The sequence below is a fragment of the Ruegeria alba genome, from assembly GCF_022321465.1.
Classification (GTDB): Bacteria; Pseudomonadota; Alphaproteobacteria; order Rhodobacterales; family Rhodobacteraceae; genus Ruegeria_B; species Ruegeria_B alba.
In genome coordinates this window covers 23333-44321 of the sequence record NZ_JAKOEM010000016.1, presented here as the reverse complement: position 1 = coordinate 44321, position 20989 = coordinate 23333, and the positions used below count along the sequence as shown (strand labels likewise).

Sequence of the window (20989 nt, the reverse complement as noted above, 5' to 3'; positions counted from 1 at the left end):
TCTTAGATGGGCTTCTGCAGAAAACCGCCGGTTTGCGCCAAGTTAAACGCAACCCGGTTGTGCGCCAAAGAATATCCTCTTTTTGATCCTAATAATCGGAGCCGTCGAAAAAAGTGATTGGAGCATTCCGGAATGGCCGAGCTGGATTCAACGGGGCCACTTGCCTTGTCCCCCGTCTTTGCAATCGCGGGAACACGCGCTTTTACCGGGGATGAGGGCGACTATCTGGATGCGGGGCATCATGGGTCGCTGGGGTTGCGTTCCGGGACAATCTCTTTGGGTTTCTCGGTGGCACATCTTCCGGGTGACCGGGCGATCATCGGCAAGGATGGATCGGGCCGTGGCGACGGCGGGGGTTTCACGGTCTGGGTCAAGGATGGCACACTGATCGTCACGCTGGAAAGCGCCACGGATACGCGCTGGTTGAAGGTGCCGGACCTGGTGCTGGAGGCGGGTCGGCAGTACCACCTTGGCTTGGGCTTTGGCGCGGACGGGCTGGAAGTCTGGCTTGACGGGGCACTGGTTGCGGCCGATCCGGAATGGACGCAGGGTATCGAAACGAACACTCATCCGCTGGTGATCGGCGGCACGAGGGCCTGGCGCGAGGGCGACACGCAAGAGGCGCATACGCTGTTCGAAGGTGAGATCGGCGATGTCATGGTCTTCGACCAGCAATTGGGCGGGGTCGACATGCGCAGCCTGGCATCCGCGATCGACCCGGCGCTGGCTGATGCGTCGACGATGGCGGCGCGGATGGAGGCGCTGTTGCCGCTGCTGGGCGACATGCATCACGGATCGGAGACGCTGCAGGCGATGCTCAAATCCTATGGTGCCGACGACCATGGTCACCTGATGCCGATGCCGGCGCTGCAGACCGGTGGCGACGGCGCCGACACGCTGGATGGTACCGGTGGCAGTGACGGCTTGGATGGGGGGATGGATGCGGACCTTCTGACCGGCCTTGACGGCGACGACATCCTGCAGGGCGGTTATGGCAACGACACGCTGGGCGGCAATGGCGGCAACGACATTCTTGACGGCGGGCACGGCGAGGACCGGCTGTATGGGGGGGCTGGCAACGACCTGCTGATCAGCCGCGCTGATGGCCGCGAGCCGTATATCCACCCCAATCCCGCGCGTGACGAGGGCGATCCGCTGGGCGAGCTGACCCGTGGCAAGCTCTATCCCGACCAGCCGATCCCGGCAGATGATCTTCTGGTTGGCGGCGCGGGCGCTGACATCTTCTATTTCCAGACGCTGATCAATGCCAAGGAGCGCTATATCGAGAAGCATACGCGCGACGATGGCAGCATCAAATGGCACGGCGTGGCAGGCGAGAACGATAAGCTGCACGATCACTGGGTCGACGGCATTGGCCACGATGTAGTGTGGGATTTCAGCCGGGCAGAGGGCGACCGGTTGGTGATTGAGGGCCACACGACCAAGATCTTTTCGATCACCTATGGGGATGCGGACGGCAATGGTGTGATGGACCATTCGGTGATCGCGCTCTATTCCGACCAGGGCAGCGGTGGCGGCGCCCATGACAAGGACCGGCTTGGGTCAATCACGGTCTATGGTGACCTGGTGAAACGATCTGACATCGAACATACGTCGAAACCGGCCTATGGCATTGTAAAGGCCATTGATGATCTCGCCGAGGCACTGGCGCCAAAGAACCGGGGCACCGAAGCCGCAACCATCACTGCCCCCGCCGACCTGCCAGATACCGCAGACCTCAATATCAAGGGCCTGCCCGACCCCGTCTTCGCAATCGCGGGAACACGCGCTTTTACCGGGGATGAGGGCGACTATCTGGATGCGGGGCATCATGGGTCGCTGGGGTTGCGTTCCGGGACAATCTCTTTGGGTTTCTCGGTGGCACATCTTCCGGGTGACCGGGCGATCATCGGCAAGGATGGATCGGGCCGTGGCGACGGCGGGGGTTTCACGGTCTGGGTCAAGGATGGCACACTGATCGTCACGCTGGAAAGCGCCACGGATACGCGCTGGTTGAAGGTGCCGGACCTGGTGCTGGAGGCGGGTCGGCAGTACCACCTTGGCTTGGGCTTTGGCGCGGACGGGCTGGAAGTCTGGCTTGACGGGGCACTGGTTGCGGCCGATCCGGAATGGACGCAGGGTATCGAAACGAACACTCATCCGCTGGTGATCGGCGGCACGAGGGCCTGGCGCGAGGGCGACACGCAAGAGGCGCATACGCTGTTCGAAGGTGAGATCGGCGATGTCATGGTCTTCGACCAGCAATTGGGCGGGGTCGACATGCGCAGCCTGGCATCCGCGATCGACCCGGCGCTGGCTGATGCGTCGACGATGGCGGCGCGGATGGAGGCGCTGTTGCCGCTGCTGGGCGACATGCATCACGGATCGGAGACGCTGCAGGCGATGCTCAAATCCTATGGTGCCGACGACCATGGTCACCTGATGCCGATGCCGGCGCTGCAGACCGGTGGCGACGGCGCCGACACGCTGGATGGTACCGGTGGCAGTGACGGCTTGGATGGGGGGATGGATGCGGACCTTCTGACCGGCCTTGACGGCGACGACATCCTGCAGGGCGGTTATGGCAACGACACGCTGGGCGGCAATGGCGGCAACGACATTCTTGACGGCGGGCACGGCGAGGACCGGCTGTATGGGGGGGCTGGCAACGACCTGCTGATCAGCCGCGCTGATGGCCGCGAGCCGTATATCCACCCCAATCCCGCGCGTGACGAGGGCGATCCGCTGGGCGAGCTGACCCGTGGCAAGCTCTATCCCGACCAGCCGATCCCGGCAGATGATCTTCTGGTTGGCGGCGCGGGCGCTGACATCTTCTATTTCCAGACGCTGATCAATGCCAAGGAGCGCTATATCGAGAAGCATACGCGCGACGATGGCAGCATCAAATGGCACGGCGTGGCAGGCGAGAACGATAAGCTGCACGATCACTGGGTCGACGGCATTGGCCACGATGTAGTGTGGGATTTCAGCCGGGCAGAGGGCGACCGGTTGGTGATTGAGGGCCACACGACCAAGATCTTTTCGATCACCTATGGGGATGCGGACGGCAATGGTGTGATGGACCATTCGGTGATCGCGCTCTATTCCGACCAGGGCAGCGGTGGCGGCGCCCATGACAAGGACCGGCTTGGGTCAATCACGGTCTATGGTGACCTGGTGAAACGATCTGACATCGAACATACGTCGAAACCGGCCTATGGCATTGTAAAGGCCATTGATGATCTCGCCGAGGCACTGGCGCCAAAGAACCGGGGCACCGAAGCCGCAACCATCACTGCCCCCGCCGACCTGCCAGATACCGCAGACCTCAATATCAAGGGCCTGCCCGACCCCGTCTTCGCAATCGCGGGAACCTACGATTTCGATTCCGAGCTATTGGCGCCGTTGGTTCTGCCGCATGAGGGTTCCATGGCATTGGCCAGGGGTACGATCGCATTTAACTTCATGGCCCGCGAATTGGTCGAACACCAAGTCCTGTTCTCAAAGGACGCACAAGGCAATGGAGAAGGCGGGCACGTTACGGCCTATCTTGATGAACTCGGCAACCTCAGCGTTCGAGTTCAGGATGCGGAACGATCGTATTACATGACAGCGGATCTCGCCGTTGTTGCTGGGCGTTACTACGATTTTGCACTGACTTTCGGTGATGAAGGGGTGAAATTGCTTCTCGACGGTGTGCCCGAGGTCCACAACCCTTATGTCGAATTCGACTTGGCCAGAAACTTCGAGCATCTTGTGGTCGGGGCCAGTGGCTGGAACAACACGCCGGGCTTGGCTGACAGAATTCACAGCTCCTTCAACGGAACGATCAGCGATTTCGTCATGTTTGACCAAGTCTTGACCAGTGAAGAGTTGCGCGAGGCGGGATTTGGAACCGGAGATCGTGAGCAACTGGGAAAGAGCGAGGCAACCATCGAAATGTCAGGGACCGCCGGCGACGACGTTCTGACTGGCGGTGGCAAGGCCGACAGGCTGTCTGGCGGGTCGGGGGACGACGAAATCTTCGGATTGGACAATGACGATGTTTTGAAGGGCGAAGACGGCAACGACACGATCCGCGCCGGCGATGGGTCAGATACGGTAATCGGAGGAAACGGTCACGACCGTATCCATGGCGGTGAAAGCGAACGCGACACGCGAGATGAAATCTATGCAGGCGCCGGAAACGACCATGTAGACGGAGGATACGGTAACGATCTGATCTTCGGCATGGATGGTGACGATACGATCTACGGCGACTTCGGCGTTGATGAGCTGCGGGGACAGGGTGGCGACGACATGATCACGGGCGGGGCCTTCTCGGACGTGATCTTTGGCGGCGACGGAAACGATTTTGTCAATGGCGGCTTCGGTCACGACCGGATCAATGGAGGCGCCGGTGCCGACAAGTTCTATCACGTCGGGGTAATCGACCACGGCTCGGACTGGGTGCAGGACTACAACGCCGCCGAGGGCGACGTGCTGGTCTTTGGCCAGGCCGGCGCCACTGCCGACCAGTTCCAGATCAACCTGGCCCATACCGCCAATGCTGCGGGCGAACGCTCGGGCAGTGACGATATGCAAGAGGCGTTCGTGATCTACAAGCCCACCGGCCAGATCATGTGGGCGCTTGTGGATGGTGAGGGCCAGGGCAGTCTCAATCTAAGGGTCGGTGAGGACGTGTTCGACCTTTTGGCGTAGTGATTGGGAAACAGTAGAGCGGGATCGGGACTACTTTCAACAAGCAGTTACTTGGTATTGGCCAAGTCCTGCTTCGGCGAAGAAGTCACAGATTAATACCAATTGGTTAACACTTAACTCGGCAGGCAATTCGCGTCGCAGTCTCCCAACTGGAAACACTCTGGCGTACTCCCGAAACTCCGGTGGGCTGGCCGAGCCGGACCGATGACAGGTTGGAATGCTGTCTGTAATTCAGTTCAAGCCGTAGGTACCCAAAAGGGGGTGGTGCTAACCGGCAGACTCCCGCATTGTCGTTATCACGATTTCGTGAGCGCTCCGTGAGCGCTTCTCCTTTTTTGCTTGATCGGGATACTTCGAAGATGCCAGCCGAACAATCGATTGTTGCCCAATGGAACGAAATGCTGCTGGAGGCCATCCGGTCGGGCGGCGCCAAGCCGACTGCTACGACGTACCAGCTGCATCTCACCTCTGCTGCCGTTTATGATGCATGGGCCGCCTATGACGCGGATGCCAACGGCTATTATGGCGATATAATGCGCCCGGGCGCAGAACATACCGACGTCAACAAGGCTGCCGCGGTCAGCTTTGCCGCCTATCGAATGCTGGTTGAGTTCTTTCCCGACCAAAAGGCGCATTTCGACGATTTCATGAACGATCTGGGATATGATCCGTCGGATACTGGCACAGACCCTTCGACTGCGGCCGGCGTGGGCAATCTGGCGGCGGCCACCGTCCTTGCGGCCCGAGCCGGAGACGGATCGAACTACGACGGCGAATTCGCGGACACGACCGGGTACGTGCCGGTCAACAACCCCGACGAAACCGCGTCCAACGCGCCCGGCGGACCGGATTTCGATCCCAACAAATGGCAACCCCTGCGGGTTCCCAATGGTACATTGGTCGACGAAAACGGTGTGCCGGTCTACGACAATGACGATCCCTCGACCTATGACGACCAAGTCGCGCTGACCCCACACTGGGGCGGTGTCACACCGTTCGCTCTGACCTCGGGTGACCAGTTCCGCCCCCCGGCTCCACCCCAGTTGGGCGACTTCGGCGAATATGTGGATGGGCTTGGCAATGTGACCACCGGGGACCAAGCTTGGCGCGACCAGTTCTCCGAAGTGGTAACTTATAGCGCTAATCTGACCACCGAGCAGAAGGTGATTGCGGAGTATTGGGCTGACGGGCCGCGTACGGAATCGCCTCCGGGCCACTGGAACCAGATCGCCCAAGACATCGCTCTGCGCGAAGGTCACGGTATCGACGAGGACGCCAAGCTGTTCTTTGCCCTGAATACTGCCGTGTTTGATGCTGGGATCGCCACATGGGAGGCGAAATACGCCTATGAGTTCATTCGCCCGCAATCTGCAATCCGGCATCTGTACCATGACCAGGAAATTCAGTCCTGGGGTGGCCCGAATGAGGGCACGGTGACCATGCTTGGGCAGGAATGGCAGCCTTATCAGAACGTCACTTTTGTCACCCCGCCTTTCCCAGAGTTCGTTTCCGGCCATTCCACTTTCTCGATGGCTGCCGCGCGTACCATCGCCAGCTTCGTGGGTTCGGACATCTACTATGACGGGACAACCTACGGCAGTTACGACCTTGATGATGTCGAAGGGGTCGACCTGTTGGGCGAATATGTCGCGACCCACCTTGCCTTCGAGGATTTCGGAGTTGGCGAGGATCCCATCGTTCTGCGCTGGAATACTCTGACTGAGGCTGCCGAAGAGGCGGGTATCAGCCGGTTGTACGGCGGTATCCACATCCAGGATGGCAACCTGCAAGCGCTGGAGGTTGGGCGGCAGGTGGCCGAGCAAGCTCAGAAGCGCTGGGAAGCGCTATTCACCCGCGCGGGGGACGATAAACTCTCTGCAAGCGCAGATGGTGGGCTGATGGTCGCGGGCTCCGGCGACGATCTGATGTTGGGCGAGGCGGGTTACGACCTGTTCGAGGGCGGCACTGGCAACGACATCCTGCTAGGCAAGGCAGGAGATGACACGCTTCGGGGTGGCGATGGCGCCGACACGATGAGTGGCGGAGACGGAAATGACGTGCTGCTGGGCGGAGACACCGATGCCGATTTGGGCGACCTTATCTACGCTGGTATCGGGGATGATCTGGCGGACGGCGGGGCTGGAAACGACCTGATCTATGGCATGGAAGGAAATGACACTCTCCTCGGCGGCGCTGGCGCAGACACGTTGCTAGGCCAGGCGGGTAACGACGTGATCGCAGGTGGTGCATCTTCCGACGTGATTTTTGGCGGTGAAGGCGCGGATTTCATCAACGGCGGTTTCGGCTACGACCGGATCAACGGCGGTTCGGGTGCCGACAAGTTCTATCACCTCGGCATCTTCGGCCACGGCTCGGACTGGGTGCAGGATTATAACGCTGCCGAGGGCGACGTTCTGGTCTTCGGCAATGCTTCGGCTACAGCCGACCAGTTCCAGATCGATCTTGCCCACACCGCCAATGCCGAGGGCGAACGCTCGGGCGATGACGACGTGCAGGAGGCGTTCGTGATCTACAAGCCCACCGGCCAGATCATCTGGGCGCTGGTCGATGGCGAGGGGCAGAGCGAGATCAACCTCCAGATCGGTGGGAACGTGTTCGATCTGCTTGGATAGCGTTTGAGAGGTGGCGAAGCAGGATTAGGATCAAGTCAACCGATCGGGTGTTCGGTAAAGGTCAAATCCTGCTCTCGCAACCAGTGTTGCAGAACGGCCCGACGACTGGCCAGTTGCCGAGTTTCTTGTCCCCGCGCAAGCAACCAAATCGCTGCTGTCAAAGGAACCTGACTTGAGGCGGGCAGGGCGGCACTCGCACAGTTTGCATAGCATCGCCGGCTGAAGGGCTATTTCCCCAATTTTTGACAGAATTCTCTGAATTGCCGCCTTGAAGATGGTCAACGAAGTCGGCTTGCGTGGTAGGTGGCTGCGACACTTTTATTGTTTTAGCCCGTCTTGATCCAGAAGATGACGACCTTTCCGGTCCTCAATCTCGATCACCCAAAGATCGGGGTCGAAGCTACACTGGCGGGTGATCGCGGCATCCACCTCTGATTCCCGACCACTGGCCAGCGCGGTCCAGGACCGCTCGCCGCTCATCAGGTCGTATTCCCGGTGATAGGCCACAGCCTGTCCGTCAAGGGTGTTGAGCTTGATCAACACAGCCCCCGCCGTATCGTCACCATGGGCCATCACATAGGCGGGGATGTTCATCAGGCGCAGGCGCGCCAGATAGGCATGCACCCAGAATTCCGCCGTCAGCCTTGCCATACACTTTCCTTTCGGCGGCGCGAGAGATTTTTCGTCGAAAAATCTCGGCCCGCGCGCCTCAGTTGCCGTCCTTGAAATCGAGGCCCATTTCGGAATAGCGCTCGGCCTCTTCCAGCCAGTTGGGCCGCACCTTGACCTGAAGGAAGAGGTGGATCTTGCGGTCCAGGAACTCTTCCAGCTCGGCCCGTGCCGCCTGTCCCACTGCCTTGACGGTTTCGCCGCGTTTGCCCAGCACGATACCCTTGTGGCCGTCGCGCATGACATAGATCACCTGGTCGATCCGGGCCGAGCCGTCCTTGCGCTCTTCCCAGTTCTCTGTCTCGACGGTCAGTTGATAGGGCAGTTCCTGATGCAGGCGCAGGGTCAGTTTCTCGCGGGTGATCTCGGCTGCGATCATCCGCATCGGCAGGTCCGCGATCTGATCCTCGGGATAGAGCCAGGGGCTTTCGGGCAGTTCCGCCGCCAGCCATTTGCGCAGGTCGTCGACCCCATGGCCACGTTCGGCCGAGATCATGAAGGTGCGGGCAAATTCGAAACGCGCGTTCAACGCTTCGGACAAACCCAGCAGTTTTTCCGCAGGCACCCGGTCGATCTTGTTGATGGCCAGCGCCACGGTGCGGCCCTTGGCGATCTCGGTCAGCCCTTCGAGGATACGTTCGACCCCTTCGGTGATACCGCGATGGGCCTCGACCATCAGCACCACGATATCGGCATCCGCAGCGCCACCCCAGGCGGCGGCAACCATGGCGCGGTCAAGCCGCCGGCGCGGCTGGAACAGGCCCGGCGTGTCGACAAAGACGATCTGTGCATCGCCCTCCATCGCGACGCCACGAATGCGCGTGCGTGTGGTCTGGACCTTGTGGGTGACGATCGACACCTTGGCCCCGACCATGCGGTTCAACAGGGTCGATTTGCCCGCGTTGGGCTCTCCGATCAGGGCGACAAATCCGGCGCGTGTGGTCATGGGCGGGTCCTGGTTGCAAGTCGCATCCTCTACAGGGTTTTGCGCGCGCTCGCCAGAGGGCAAATGCCCTTTAGCGACCAGAGGGCGCATTGCGGGCGGTGCCGTCCCATGTCAGCCTGTGTCTCAGGTCCAGCCAACTGACAGCCCGGCCTCTTTCCCAATTGCAGAAATGAGGTGTCGCATGTTTCGTCGCGATCTGTTGTTTGGAGGCGCCGCCCTGTTGGGGGCCGCCGGCTTGGCGCGTCTGGGGTCCGCGATGGCCCCACACGGGGTGCAGGAGTTGGTGGTTCAGCAAGCGACCTACCAGCTGCGCCACCAGCGGACGGCGGGCATGGTCAGCCTGTCGTCCGATGCGCCGCCGCCGGTTCTGTACGGGCGGCAGGGGCAAGAGATGCGGTTCACCGTGCGGAATTCTCTGGATGAGTACACCGCGATGCATTGGCACGGGCTGAGGATCGCCAACGCGATGGACGGGGTGCCCTATCTGACCCAGATGCCGATCGGCCCGGACGAGGGGTTCGCCTATGCCTTTACCCCGCCCGATGCGGGCACCTATTGGTATCACCCGCATTGCATGACCATGGAACAGATGGCCCATGGCCTGACCGGGGTGATGGTGATCGCCGAGGCTGAGGATCCGGGGTTTGACAGCGAAGGGGTCATAAATCTGCGCGATTTCCGGCTGGACGCGGCGGATGCCTTCCTGCCGGCCTTTACCGCGCGGGGCGCGGCACGGGGCGGTACCATGGGCAATGTGCAGACCGCCAACTGGCGGCAGGGGCCTGTCTATGATCACAGCGCCGGGTCTTTGGTGCGGTTGCGGGTGGTCAATACCGACACGACGCGGATCTACAAGCTCTATCTCGATGGCGGTATGGCCCGGATCATCGCCTGGGATGGGCACCCGGTCAGCGTCGAACTGCCGGTGCCGCGCGCGGGGGCGCCGCTGTTGCTGGCGCCCGGTCAACGGGTCGATCTGGCGGTGGCTATGCCGGTGGAGGAGGGGCGGCAGGTCGGCCTGATGGCCGATCTGCCCGGCCAGCCGCCCCGGCTGATGGCCGGGCTGCGCGCTGTTGGCTCCGGGCCCCAGCGCGATCTGGCCGAGTTGAAACCGCTGCCGCAAAACCCGCTGGCCCAGCCCGACCTCGACCGCGCCGAACTGCACGAGTTTGTCTTTGGCTGGACACCCGAAGGGGATGCCCCCAATGACGGGTTCTGCGGCACGCTGGGCTATACGTTCTGGTCGATCAATCGCACGCCCTGGGCTGGTGATGGGGCGACGGGCACGGCGCCGCTGGCGGTGCTGGAACGCGGCAAGAGCTATGTTTTACGCCTGCGCAACGAATCGCCCAACCAACACCCGATCCACCTGCACGGTCTGGCATTCGTGCCGATCGCGTCGAACCGGCGTAGTCTGCCGCCGCTCTGGACCGATACGATGCTGCTGTTGAAGGACGAGGTGATCGACATCGCCCTGGTGGCCGACAATCCGGGCGACTGGGCGTTCCACTGCCATGTGATCGAACATCAGAAGACCGGGCTGACAGGGTTCCTGCGGGTGACCTGAGGCAACGAAAAAGCCCGGCGCTGGGCCGGGCTTTTCAAATTGTTGAAGTTGGCTCAGCCCAGCAGGCGGCGGGCGATCACCTGGGCCTGAATCTCGGCGGCCCCTTCAAAGATGTTCAGGATGCGCGCATCGCAGAGCACGCGGCTGATCTTGTATTCCAGCGCAAAACCGTTACCGCCATGGATCTGCAGACCATTGTCGGCGGCGGCCCAGGCCACGCGGGCACCCAGCAGCTTAGCCATCCCGGCCTCGAGATCGCAGCGGTGACCGTGATCCTTTTCCCAGGCGCTGAAATAGGTCAGCTGGCGCGCGATCATGATCTCGACCGCCATCATCGCCAGCTTGCTGGAGACGCGCGGGAAGGCAATGAGAGCGCGGCCGAACTGTTTGCGGTCTTGGGCGTATTGCATGGCGATATCCAGCGCCGATTGCGCCACGCCGATGGCGCGGGCGGCGGTCTGGATGCGGGCGCTTTCAAAGGTCTCCATCAGCTGTTTGAAGCCTTTGCCCTCTTCGCCGCCGAGCAGGTTCTCGCCCTTGACGTGGAACCCGTCAAAGCCCAGCTCGTATTCCTTCATGCCGCGATAGCCCAGAACCTCGATCTCGCCTCCGGTCATGCCGGGGGTGGGGAAGGGCTCGGCATCGGTACCCGGCGTTTTTTCAGCCAGGAACATGCTGAGGCCGCGGTAATCCGTGGTGTTGGGATCGGTGCGCGCCAAGAGCGTCATCACATGGGTGCGCGCGGCATGGGTGATCCAGGTCTTGTTGCCAGTGACCTTGTAATCGCCGTTCTCGTCCTTGACCGCGCGGGTACGCAGGCTGCCAAGGTCGGAACCGGTGTTCGGCTCGGTAAAGACAGCAGTGGGCAGGATCTCGGCGCTGGCGATGCGGGGCAGCCAGCTGGCTTTCTGCTCCTCGGTGCCGCCCGCGATGATCAGCTCGGCGGCGATCTCGGACCGGGTACCCAGCGAGCCGACGCCGATATAGCCGCGGCTGAGTTCCTCGGAGACCACCACCATCGAGGCCTTAGACAGACCAAAGCCACCGAATTCCTCGGGGATGGTCAGGCCGAACACGCCCATCTCGGCCAGTTCCTCAATCACCTCCATCGGGATCAGCTCGTCCTTGAGGTGCCAGTCATGGGCAAAGGGTTCGACCTTTTCCACCGCATAGCGGCGGAACTGGTCGCGGATCATCTCCAACTCTTCGTCCAGGCCAGAGGCGCCGAACATGGTGGCGCCGGCCTGCTCCTGCATCAGCTCGACCAGACGGGTGCGGGCGGCCTGTGTGTTGGCCTTCGCCATCAGGGTCTGCACTTCGGCGGCCTGGAAACCCGACAGGGCGTCCCAACCCAGGCCCAGATCCTGAAGCCGGACCACCTCGCCCTGGTTCATCGGGATGCCACCGGCCATCTGGTGCAGGTACTCGCCAAAGGCGATCTGGTGAATCAGCTGTTCGATCTCGCCGAACTTGCCCTCGGCCTGCAGCGCCTCGGCCCAGCGCTGCATCTGGCGCAGCGATTGCTGATAGGTGGCCAGCCAGGACAGGCCATGCGCGGCGGTCTGATTGGCGTCGATCAGGGCCCCGGACACACGGCCGCCTTCGCTCACCATCTCGCGCACGGAGTCGCGGGCGCGCTCGAACAGCGCATCCACCGGGGCAAGGGCCGCGCCGGTCAGGCTGAGAAGGTCGGGCAAAAGAACGGTTTGCGTGGTCATCGTCATCGGGTCCTGTCCGTCATGGGCCATGAATCACATCCTCTCTGGGTCGTCCCGGTCATATCATTTTGCACATGCAGCGCAACAAAAATGCGAAGAATGAAGGGAAATGGATCGAAAATTACGTGACGACTTTGCTGCCGCAGCGGAGCGCTCAGGCGCTCCGGCCCAACAGGCGAAAGGCATAGAGCAGCGCCAGCATGCCAAAGAAAAGGCCAGAGATATCGCCGATCAGATAGGCGATCGCCTCGATCGGATCGCTGCCAAAGGCCATGTTGGTCAGGCTGGCGATGATCAGCGAGGTCACGATCCCCACCCCCATCACGCAGAGCCAGCAAGGTGCGCGGTCCTGGCTTGGAAACAGGTCCAGCCCGATGACACGAAGCAGGTGCAAGCAGAGAGGGACCGTGCACACGGCAATGGCAATGGCGATCATCCGACTGGGCAGCAAGACATCCATGCCGCCGACATAGGCAAATGCCGCGATCACCCCGGGCAGCAGGGCCGGAACCGCCCGCCAGCCCAGCAGCCAGGCGGACAGAACCCGCACCCCATGTGGCAGGAACAGCAGGCTGGCGCGGCTGGAATACTCGGGAAAGACCAGGTTCTGGAGCGGCACGACCAGTTCAAAAGTCAGCAGGATCGTGGCAAAATAGGCGCTCGAAGCAACAGCTGTTTCAACGCCAAGCCTGCCTAAACTCCCTTCTTTGTCACCCATGCGCGGGATCAGCTTTCAGGAGAGCGCACGAGATAGCAGCCCCGATTCATGGTGCTGCATTGCGTTAGGTATCCTTTGTTGACCAGCGATTTAAGCGCACGGAAGAAAGTCGGTCGCGACACGGTTTCGAGAAGTGCGTGCTCGATCAGCCCGACAGTACGGACACGGCGATCATTCTCTGACAGTTCACTCGCCGCGTAATAGATGTCACGCTCAACAGGACTCAGGTCTTGCAGGCCAAGTGTGCGTTCCATGCTATGCAATAGTCGGCGCAGCTCCGCCAGTTTTGAGAGAGTCTGCATGCCGAGTGTCGATCCTTGTTCTTGAGTCATGAAATGACATCTGCGACCGAATATAGCATTCTGGCCTATATGCCAAGTTTTGCATCAGTATCATATTGACACAATATCGAAAACCTCTAGGGTGTTGGCTCTAATAGGGCTGCGATTAGAGTGAGTGGTGGCAGCCAATAGGCACTTTCAAGATACACGCCCGGCACCGAAAGGTGTCGGGTTTTTCATATGTGTTGATAGCTGGCCGATACGCAAAATCTTGCTGTTGGTTGCCAATTCTTAGAAGAGGCTGGTGGGTGATGAGAGACTCGAACTCCCGACATCTTCGGTGTAAACGAAGCGCTCTACCAACTGAGCTAATCACCCTTGCCGCGCGGGTTTAGCCAAGCCGCGATGCCGGTGCAAGAGGCATTTGTGGTTCACGGCCCGTCAGCGGCCGATATCTTCGGGTGCGATGGCGACCGATTTGACGACCGCATGACAGGGCGTGCCTTCGTGCAGTTCCAGCGTTGCAGCAGACCGTCGCGTGATGCGGGCCAGAACGGTGCCCGCACGGGTGGATACCGAGACTAACGCACCCGGCCCGTCACCGCTGCGGATCTGCGCCACATGACCGGACAGGATATTGAGTGCCGAAAGCCCCTCGGGGCGCTGCCGGGACAGGATCACGTCCTGTGCCGGGATACGCAGGCGCAGCTCCGTGCCCACGGGCTGCGCGATGCGGGGCAGGAACAGGCGTTCGCCCCCGGACTCAAGCTCTGTCAGGCCGTCGGTGTGATGGGCAATCACCCGCGCTGTCAGGATCGCGCCCGCGGCGCGGGCGCCCAGCGGAGTGACGGCGGGGTCGGCCAACACCTCGGCGGCGCTGCCCTGTCGGATCACGCGCCCGTCCTGTAGCACGATGACGGTCGTGGCCAGCCGGGCGACCTCGGCGGCGGAGTGGCTGACATAGAGGATCGGAATCCGGGTCTCGTCACGCAGCCTTTCCAGATAGGGCAGGATCTCGGCCTTGCGTGCCTCGTCCAGGGCGGCCAGCGGTTCGTCCGCCAGGATCGCGCGCGGATTGGACAGGAGCGCGCGGCCGATCGCGACCCGCTGACGCTCTCCCCCCGACAGGGCACCGGGGCGGCGGTCTAGCAAAGAGCCTATCCCCAGCATCTCGATCACCTGTGCCGGAGAGGCAGGCCCGGCCCGGCCCGAGAACCAGCGACCATATCCCAGGTTCTGCCGCACGGTCAGATGCGGGAACAGGCGGGCGTCCTGAAACACATAACCCATGCGCCGACGATGCGGCGGCAGCCAGGTTCGACTGGCGCTATCCTGTAGAACTTGGTCCCCTAGCGCGACACGCCCCCGTTCGGGGTTCAAGAGACCGGCCACCGCGTTGATCACCGTGGTCTTGCCGCTGCCCGAGCGCCCGAACAACACGGTCAGACCAGGCGGCGCTGCAAAGGCCACGTCCAGAGTGAAACCCTGCATCGGATGGCGCAGTTCGACCTCGAGCTTCATGTGCCGGCCACCCGTCTGGCGGCGCGCCGGGCCAGTACCTCGGAGGCCAGGAGTGCCCCCAGCGCCAGCGCGACCGAGATCATCACCAGCCGCGCAGCAGCGCTCTCCCCGCCGGGAACCTGCAAGAAGGCATAGATGGCCGAGGGCACGGTCTGGGTCTGGCCGGGTATGTTCGAGACAAAGGTGATCGTCGCCCCGAACTCTCCCATCGCCTTGGCAAAGCCGAGGATCGCCCCGGCGATCAGGCCGGGCAGGATCAAGGGCAGGGTGACGGTGGCAAAGACCCAGATGCGTGAGGCGCCCAGCGTGGCGGCGGCCTGTTCCAGCTTCGGGTCAACCGCTTCGATCGACAGGCGGATGGCGCGGACCATCAGCGGAAAGCCCATCACTGCCGCAGCCAGCGCCGCCCCGGTCCAGTGAAAGGCCAGTGTCAGGCCAACCGAAGCCAGCGCCTGTCCCAGCGTGCCAGTCGGCCCGAAACCGAGCAGCAGCAGATAGCCCGTCACCACCGGGGGCAGGATCAGCGGCAGGTGCACCAGCCCGTTGAGCAGCGTCTTGCCCGGAAACCGCCCGCGCGCCAACGCATGTGCCACCAACAGCGCCAGCGGAAGCGACACTGCCGTGGCCCAGGCCGAGACCTTCAGCGACAGGGCCACCGCCTGCCATTCATCGGGGCCGAGCCAGTCCATCGGTCAATCCTCCACCGGCAGGAAACCATGCCGGACAAAGACCGCCTGCGCCTCGGTGCCAAATAGATGCACAAGGAATGAACGCGCCGCGGCATTCTCTTGCCCCGCGACCAATGCGGCTGGATAGAGGATCGGCGGATGGCTGTCGGTGGCAAAGGTCATCAGCTGAGTGACCCGCGGGTCGGCGCGCGCATCGGTGGCATAGACGATGCCAAAGGGCACGGCGCCGGTGGCCACCAGCGCCAGCGCGGCGCGGGCGTTGTCGGTCTGGACCACCCGCGGCGAAAGCTGCTCCCACAGCCCCAATTGGGTCAGTGCCGACTTGCCGTATTGCCCTGCCGGTACTGCGTCGACCAGTGCCATGGCGATCCGCCCTGTCCCGGCGGCCAGTTCGTTAAGTGGGTCCGACGAAGCGTGTTCCACCGGGGCGACCAAGACCAGCCGGTTCGACACCAAGTCGCGCCGGCTGGTGGGGTCGATCCGGCCCTGATCAGCCAACCAGTCCATCCAGCCGGGATTGGCCGAGACAAATACCTGCGCCGGGGCACCCAGCCCGATCTGCCGCGCCAGAACCGAGGACCCCGCAAAAGAGAGGGTAACGCTGTTGCCTGTCGCCGCCTCGAAACCGGCGGCGATCTCGTCCAGCGCGGTTTTCAGGCTGGCGGCCGCAAAGACGGTAACCTGTTCCGCGCGCGCAGGTCCGGCAAGCAGCAGGGCGCAAAGCAGGGCACGAAAGAACAGGGTAAATGGCAAGCGAGGCTCCGGCAGGCGATATGTCTGGACGGAAATATCGCTATGGGCGCCAGCGGGTGCAAGGGCTAACTGCCGGTCTCGTCCTTTCGTAGCAGGGATTGCAGCTGCTTCGCATGTGGGGCGCCCGCTTTGTGGCAGGCGGTTTCGAACCGGCGATAGGCGGCCAGAACCTCCTGTCCGGTCGGGGTAAGCGTGGCACTGCCACCTTGGGCGCCGCCTCGGGCGCGCGTCACCACCGGGTCACGGAACATGGCATTCATCGTCTCGACCAATTGCCAGGCCCGCTTGTAACTCATCCCCATCGCGCGCCCCGCCGCCGCGATCGAACCGGTCTGCGCGATATGGTCCAGCAACGCCGCCTTGCCCGGGCCAATCATGCCGGTTTCGCCAAAAACGAGGCGCAGCTTGTAGGCAGGGGGCGGGCGCGTGTCGCTCATAGCCCGAGTCTGGCGCGTCATCCGCGCGGGTGCAAGAGAGGCCGGACCCGGATGAGAGGGAACAGGGCCCGGCCAGATGGCTCAACCCGCCAACCGCTGGGGAGCGATCAGCAACGCGCCGATCCGGCGCCCGGTATCCAGCATCCGGTTGGAAAAGCCCCATTCGTTGTCATACCAGCTGACCACGCGCACCAGCCCGTCGGCGGTGACGCTTGTCTGGGCGGCGGCAAAGCACGAGGAGTGGCTGTCGTGGTTGAAATCGACCGAGACCAGCGGATCCTCTTCATAGGCAAGGATACCGGCCAGCGGCCCCTCGGCGGCGGCGCGGATAGCGGCGTTCACCGCCTCGCGGGTGGCCGGGCGTTCGGGCACAAAGCTCAGATCGACCAGCGAGACATTCGGGGTGGGCACCCGGATCGCCGAGCCTTCGAGCCGGCCCTTGAGATGCGGCAGCACCTCGGAAATGGCCCGTGCCGCGCCGGTCGAGGTGGGGATCATAGACACCGAGGCCGCCCGCGCGCGATAGAGATCGCGATGGGCGGTGTCATGGGTCGGCTGGTCGCCGGTATAGGCGTGAATGGTGGTCATGTAGCCGGTCTTGATGCCAAAGGCGCGGTCCAGCACCATCGCCATCGGCGCCAGGCAATTGGTGGTGCACGAGGCATTGGACACGATCAGATCGTCAGCGGTCAGCGTATTGTCGTTGACGCCAAAGACCACGGTACGGTCCGCATCCTTGCCGGGGGCCGAGATCAGCACCCGTTTCGACCCGTTCTCAAGATGCCGCGCGGCCTGTTCGCGCGCAGTGAACAGCCCGGTGCATTCATAGGCAATATCGACATCGGACCAGGGCAGATCCTCGGGGTTGCGGATCGCTGTCAGGCGGATGCTGTTGCGGCCCACGATCATGCGGTCGCCCTCGACCAGTACCCGCGCCCGCAGACGGCCATGCACGCTGTCGTATTTCAGCAGATGTGCCAGCGTTTCGGGGCTGGCAAGGTCGTTGATCGCCACCACCTCGATATCCTCGGCGCCGCTTTCGACCAGCGCCCGCAGCACCCCGCGCCCGATGCGGCCAAAGCCGTTGATTGCCACTTTCAGTGTCATGCCGTCCTCCATCGATGTGCCCGGTTGGCTCGGTTGAGAATCTGTTAGCGCTAACAAATCGAAAAAGCAACCGCTTTCTGGGACAGGTGAAGGGGGCGCCTGACCTGGTCAGGCGATCCTGCAGCGCAACGCTCTTGATAACCTCGGTCTAAAGAAGCTCTTGCCAGCGGTGGCAGGCAACCGCGTGGCCGCCCTCTGTTTGCAACACGGGTTCGCGGGTCTTGCACAGATCCGTCGCATGCGGGCAGCGGGTGTGGAACTTGCACCCAGGGGGCTGGTTGGTGGGAGAGGGGATCTCACCCTCAAGCTTTTGCGCACGGTCCCGGTCATCGGGGTCGAGCGACGGGATCGCTGAAAACAGCGCCTTGGTATAGGGGTGGCGCGGCGCCGCAAACAGCTTGCGGGTCGGCGCGCTTTCCACAATCCGACCCAGATACATCACCGCCACATGGTCGCAGCTATGGGCCACCACGCTCAGATCGTGGCTGATGAACATATAGGTCAGGCCCAGCTCGGATTGGAGGTTTTTCAGCAGGTTCAGGATATCGGCCTGGATCGACACATCCAGCGCCGCGACGGATTCATCGGCAACCACGAAACGCGGCCCCGACACCAGCGCGCGCGCGATTGAGATCCGCTGCCGCTGCCCGCCAGAGAAGGCATGCGGAAAGCGCCGCAGATGTTCCAGGTTCAACCGGCATTTCGCCGCGATCTCGCGCACGCGGGTGTCGGTCTCCTCGCGCGAGGCGGTCAGCCCCATCACCTCAAGCGGTTCGGCGATGATGTCTCGCACCGTCATTCGCGGGCTGAGCGCGGCATAAGGGTCCTGAAAGATCAGTTGCGCGCGTTTGCGGTAATCCTTCAACTCACCGCCCGACAGGGTGGCGAGGTCGTAACGCACCTCGCCATCGTCATAGGTTGCATGGCCGCCGGTGATCGGCACCGCGTTGAGCAGCGCCCGGCCCAGCGTGGTCTTGCCCGAGCCGCTTTCGCCCACCACGCCAAAGAACGACCCGCGCGGAATGCCGATGGATATCCCGTCCACCGCCTTGAGCGTCTTCTTGTTGAAGAGACGCCCGCCCACGGGAAAGCCCACCGTCAGGTCGCGGGTCTCGATCAGCAGTTCCTCGGTCATGCGGCGGTGTCCTGATGGCAGAGATGACAGGCGGTGCGGTGATCCGGGCCGGTATCGGCCCAGCCGGGCACTGCCGTGCGGCAGATATCGCCGATGATCCGGGTGCAGCGGGTGTGGAACACGCAGCCCTCGGGCCGTTCCAGAGGCGAGGGGATGTCGCCCGGCACCGGCATCAAGGGTTTGTCCAGATCGTCCAGTTGCGGCAGCGCGTCGATCAGGCCACGGGTATAGGGGTGGCGCGGGTTTCGGATCACCTCGCGCACCGGGCCCTGTTCGACCATGCGGCCCAGATACATCACCGCCACCTTGTCAGCGGTCTGCGCCACCACGCCAAGGTCATGGGTGATAAAGATGATGCCCATGCCGAACTCGGCCACCAGATCCTTCATCAGGTCGATCACCTGCGCCTGGATGGTCACATCCAGCGCCGTGGTCGGTTCGTCGGCGATCAGGAGCTTAGGCCGCGTCGACAGTGCCATGGCGATCATCGCGCGCTGGCGCATGCCGCCCGACAGTTCGAACGCGTATTGGTTGAACCGGCTGGCCGCGTCCGAGATGCCGACGCGGTCGAGCATCTCGATCGACAGGTCGCGCGCGGCGCGTTTGCTCAGATCGGTGTGGATCAGCAGCTGTTCAACCATCTGGCTGCCGATGGTCATCGCTGGCGCAAAGCTGGCCATCGGTTCCTGAAAGATCATGCTGACAGCGCCGCCGCGCACGATCTCCATGTCGCGCGGGCGCTTCAGCGACATCACATCCACCGGCCCGCTGTCCAGGTGCAGGGTGATCCGGGTGGCGGGGTCATAGACGGCATTGGCGGCGTTCAGTTTCATCAGCGCCTTGGCCGTCACCGATTTGCCCGAACCGCTTTCGCCCACCAGCCCCATAACCTCGCCCGGGGCGAGCGAGAACGACACATCCTCGACCGCGGTGATCAGCCCCTCGTCGGTGCGGAATTGCAGCGTCAGGTTCTCGACGTCGATCAGGCTCATTTGCGGCTCTCCGAATAGGGATCGGCCGCGTCGCGCAGCCCGTCGCCGACAAAGACAAAGGCCATGACCAGCGCGATGAAGAACAGGACCGGGATGAAATACCACTGATAGTTCAGCAGCACGTCGGCCTTGGTCACGTTCTGCAACATCACGCCCAGGCTGTTGACCGGGTCCTTGAGGCCAAGCCCGATGAAGCTGAGCGCGGTTTCGCTGAGCACGACATAAGGAAACGAGATCACCAGATCGACGATGATGTAACTGGTGAAACTGGGCAGCAGGTGGCGCCGGATGATGTGGCTGGGCGAGGCGCCGCACAGCTGGGCTGCCAGCACGTATTCCTGATTGCGCTCGGTCAAGAGATGGGTGCGCACCCGCCGCGCCAGCGTCGGCCAGCCCACCAGCCCAAGGATCAGGGTAATGACAAAGAACCGCGTCTCGGCCGACCATTCCGGCGGGATGAAAGCGGCGATGGCCATGAAGAGCGGGATCGAGGGTATGGTTCGGACCGCATCCGTCACCATCTGGATCACGCTGTCCACCATGCCGCCGTAATAGCCCGCGATCCCGCCGATGGCGAGCGCCAGCACGAACGAGATCAGAACCCCTAGCGTTCCGACCTGAAGCGAGGTCCAGACCGCGTGCAGGGTGCGGCTGAAGATATCCTTGCCCGCGCTGTCCGTGCCGAACAGGTGGACATAGCCCTGATCCATGCCGAACAGGTGGATGTTGCCGGGGATGAAGCCAAAGAGCTTGTAACTGTCGCCCTGAACGAAGAACTGCACATAGCGCCGTTCATCCTCGTTCACCTTTTCCACCCAGCGGAAATTGGTGGCAAGCGAGCGTTCACGGGTGACCGTATGCAGGAAGGGGCGCAGCGAGCAGCCGTTCTTGTCGCAGAACTTCGGTACCTGCGGCGCGCCGTTCAGATAATCCTTGTCGCGTCCCGCGACCGTGGGGTCATAGGGTGACAGGAAGGGGGCAAAGAGGCCCGACAGGATCAGTACCACCAACACGGTGGCCGCCACCATGGCGGCGCGCTGTTTCTTGAAACGTGCCCAGATCAACTGCCGCTGCGAGGCGGTGAAATAGGCTTCCTTGGCGGTCTGGCTTGGGGCTGTCATC

At 62.5% G+C, this 20989-nt stretch carries 16 protein-coding genes and 1 tRNA gene; 3 read left to right on the top strand and 14 right to left on the bottom strand.

All coding sequences use genetic code 11. The annotated features are described in order from the left end of the window. Window positions 1-132: 132 nt before the first annotated feature. On the top strand, window positions 133-4701 hold the full coding sequence (locus MB818_RS15910) for a LamG-like jellyroll fold domain-containing protein (RefSeq protein WP_238905721.1): 4569 nt from the start codon (window positions 133-135) through the stop codon (window positions 4699-4701). 359 nt (window positions 4702-5060) lie between these two features. Next, entirely contained in the window at window positions 5061-7334 is a 2274-nt protein-coding gene (locus tag MB818_RS15905) for a DUF6851 domain-containing protein (protein WP_234176865.1), read from the top strand. A gap of 318 nt (window positions 7335-7652) precedes the next feature. On the opposite strand, the gene MB818_RS15900 is transcribed toward MB818_RS15905, so the two are convergent. Beyond that, a complete protein-coding gene (locus tag MB818_RS15900) occupies window positions 7653-7985 on the bottom strand; it encodes a DUF1491 family protein (RefSeq protein WP_234140733.1) in 333 nt (110 codons plus the stop codon). Window positions 7986-8043: 58 nt separating this feature from the next. Next, a complete protein-coding gene (era, locus tag MB818_RS15895) occupies window positions 8044-8949 on the bottom strand; it encodes a GTPase Era (RefSeq protein ID WP_234140734.1) in 906 nt (301 codons plus the stop codon). A 181-nt stretch (window positions 8950-9130) separates the two neighbouring features. On the opposite strand from era, the gene MB818_RS15890 reads away from it, so the two are divergent. Further along, a complete protein-coding gene (locus MB818_RS15890) occupies window positions 9131-10516 on the top strand; it encodes a multicopper oxidase family protein (RefSeq protein WP_238905720.1) in 1386 nt (461 codons plus the stop codon). Between the two features lie 53 nt (window positions 10517-10569). Here MB818_RS15890 and MB818_RS15885 read toward each other — a convergent pair whose 3' ends face one another. The 12 genes from MB818_RS15885 to MB818_RS15830 all read right to left on the bottom strand — a co-directional run bounded on the left by MB818_RS15885 (window position 10570) and on the right by MB818_RS15830 (window position 20988). After that, window positions 10570-12264: an acyl-CoA dehydrogenase family protein gene (locus MB818_RS15885; RefSeq protein WP_234140737.1), complete on the bottom strand. Its 1695-nt coding sequence runs from the start codon at window positions 12262-12264 to the stop codon at window positions 10570-10572. Between the two features lie 124 nt (window positions 12265-12388). Then, window positions 12389-12952 (bottom strand): hypothetical protein, encoded by a 564-nt coding sequence (locus tag MB818_RS15880; RefSeq protein ID WP_234140738.1) that lies wholly within the window; start codon window positions 12950-12952, stop codon window positions 12389-12391. Window positions 12953-12960: 8 nt separating this feature from the next. Beyond that, window positions 12961-13206 (bottom strand): helix-turn-helix domain-containing protein, encoded by a 246-nt coding sequence (locus tag MB818_RS15875; RefSeq protein ID WP_234140739.1) that lies wholly within the window; start codon window positions 13204-13206, stop codon window positions 12961-12963. A gap of 329 nt (window positions 13207-13535) precedes the next feature. Then, window positions 13536-13611: transfer RNA gene (locus tag MB818_RS15870), tRNA-Val, on the bottom strand. 63 nt (window positions 13612-13674) lie between these two features. Continuing rightward, window positions 13675-14754, bottom strand: coding sequence for a molybdenum ABC transporter ATP-binding protein (gene modC, locus MB818_RS15865; RefSeq protein ID WP_238905717.1), 1080 nt, complete (start codon window positions 14752-14754; stop codon window positions 13675-13677). Then, window positions 14751-15443 (bottom strand): molybdate ABC transporter permease subunit, encoded by a 693-nt coding sequence (gene modB, locus MB818_RS15860; RefSeq protein ID WP_238905715.1) that lies wholly within the window; start codon window positions 15441-15443, stop codon window positions 14751-14753. The genes modC and modB overlap by 4 nt, the downstream gene beginning before the upstream one ends. A 3-nt stretch (window positions 15444-15446) precedes the next feature. Further along, window positions 15447-16196 carry a molybdate ABC transporter substrate-binding protein gene (gene modA, locus MB818_RS15855; protein WP_238905713.1) on the bottom strand — a complete coding sequence of 250 codons (750 nt, stop codon included), beginning with the start codon at window positions 16194-16196 and terminating at the stop codon, window positions 15447-15449. Window positions 16197-16261: 65 nt separating this feature from the next. Beyond that, on the bottom strand, window positions 16262-16633 hold the full coding sequence (locus MB818_RS15850) for a winged helix-turn-helix domain-containing protein (RefSeq protein WP_238905711.1): 372 nt from the start codon (window positions 16631-16633) through the stop codon (window positions 16262-16264). A gap of 81 nt (window positions 16634-16714) precedes the next feature. Beyond that, window positions 16715-17740, bottom strand: a complete 1026-nt coding sequence (gene gap, locus MB818_RS15845) for a type I glyceraldehyde-3-phosphate dehydrogenase (protein ID WP_234217523.1) — start codon at window positions 17738-17740, stop codon at window positions 16715-16717. Window positions 17741-17888: 148 nt separating this feature from the next. Next, the gene (locus MB818_RS15840; protein WP_234217522.1) at window positions 17889-18875 is read right to left on the bottom strand and encodes an ABC transporter ATP-binding protein; all 987 of its coding nucleotides are present in this window, start codon (window positions 18873-18875) and stop codon (window positions 17889-17891) included. Further along, a complete protein-coding gene (locus MB818_RS15835; protein ID WP_234145634.1) occupies window positions 18872-19867 on the bottom strand; it encodes an ABC transporter ATP-binding protein in 996 nt (331 codons plus the stop codon). Before MB818_RS15835 ends, MB818_RS15840 begins: the two co-directional genes overlap by 4 nt. Continuing rightward, on the bottom strand, window positions 19864-20988 hold the full coding sequence (locus tag MB818_RS15830) for an ABC transporter permease (RefSeq protein WP_234163931.1): 1125 nt from the start codon (window positions 20986-20988) through the stop codon (window positions 19864-19866). Before MB818_RS15830 ends, MB818_RS15835 begins: the two co-directional genes overlap by 4 nt. Window position 20989: the final 1 nt, after the last annotated feature.

Excerpts from the sequence above, each read along its gene's own strand:
- MB818_RS15890 (WP_238905720.1), top strand. The coding sequence starts at position 9,131 with ATGTTTCGTCGCGATCTGTTGTTTGGAGGCGCCGCCCTGTTGGGGGCC.
- gap (WP_234217523.1), bottom strand. The coding sequence starts at position 17,740 with ATGACACTGAAAGTGGCAATCAACGGCTTTGGCCGCATCGGGCGCGGG.
- MB818_RS15905 (WP_234176865.1), top strand. The coding sequence starts at position 5,061 with ATGCCAGCCGAACAATCGATTGTTGCCCAATGGAACGAAATGCTGCTG.
- MB818_RS15910 (WP_238905721.1), top strand. The coding sequence starts at position 133 with ATGGCCGAGCTGGATTCAACGGGGCCACTTGCCTTGTCCCCCGTCTTT.
- modC (WP_238905717.1), bottom strand. The coding sequence starts at position 14,754 with ATGAAGCTCGAGGTCGAACTGCGCCATCCGATGCAGGGTTTCACTCTG.
- MB818_RS15850 (WP_238905711.1), bottom strand. The coding sequence starts at position 16,633 with ATGAGCGACACGCGCCCGCCCCCTGCCTACAAGCTGCGCCTCGTTTTT.
- MB818_RS15885 (WP_234140737.1), bottom strand. The coding sequence starts at position 12,264 with ATGGCCCATGACGGACAGGACCCGATGACGATGACCACGCAAACCGTT.
- MB818_RS15875 (WP_234140739.1), bottom strand. The coding sequence starts at position 13,206 with ATGGAACGCACACTTGGCCTGCAAGACCTGAGTCCTGTTGAGCGTGAC.
- modB (WP_238905715.1), bottom strand. The coding sequence starts at position 15,443 with ATGGACTGGCTCGGCCCCGATGAATGGCAGGCGGTGGCCCTGTCGCTG.
- MB818_RS15840 (WP_234217522.1), bottom strand. The coding sequence starts at position 18,875 with ATGACCGAGGAACTGCTGATCGAGACCCGCGACCTGACGGTGGGCTTT.
- MB818_RS15880 (WP_234140738.1), bottom strand. The coding sequence starts at position 12,952 with ATGGGTGACAAAGAAGGGAGTTTAGGCAGGCTTGGCGTTGAAACAGCT.
- MB818_RS15830 (WP_234163931.1), bottom strand. The coding sequence starts at position 20,988 with ATGACAGCCCCAAGCCAGACCGCCAAGGAAGCCTATTTCACCGCCTCG.
- era (WP_234140734.1), bottom strand. The coding sequence starts at position 8,949 with ATGACCACACGCGCCGGATTTGTCGCCCTGATCGGAGAGCCCAACGCG.
- MB818_RS15835 (WP_234145634.1), bottom strand. The coding sequence starts at position 19,867 with ATGAGCCTGATCGACGTCGAGAACCTGACGCTGCAATTCCGCACCGAC.
- MB818_RS15900 (WP_234140733.1), bottom strand. The coding sequence starts at position 7,985 with ATGGCAAGGCTGACGGCGGAATTCTGGGTGCATGCCTATCTGGCGCGC.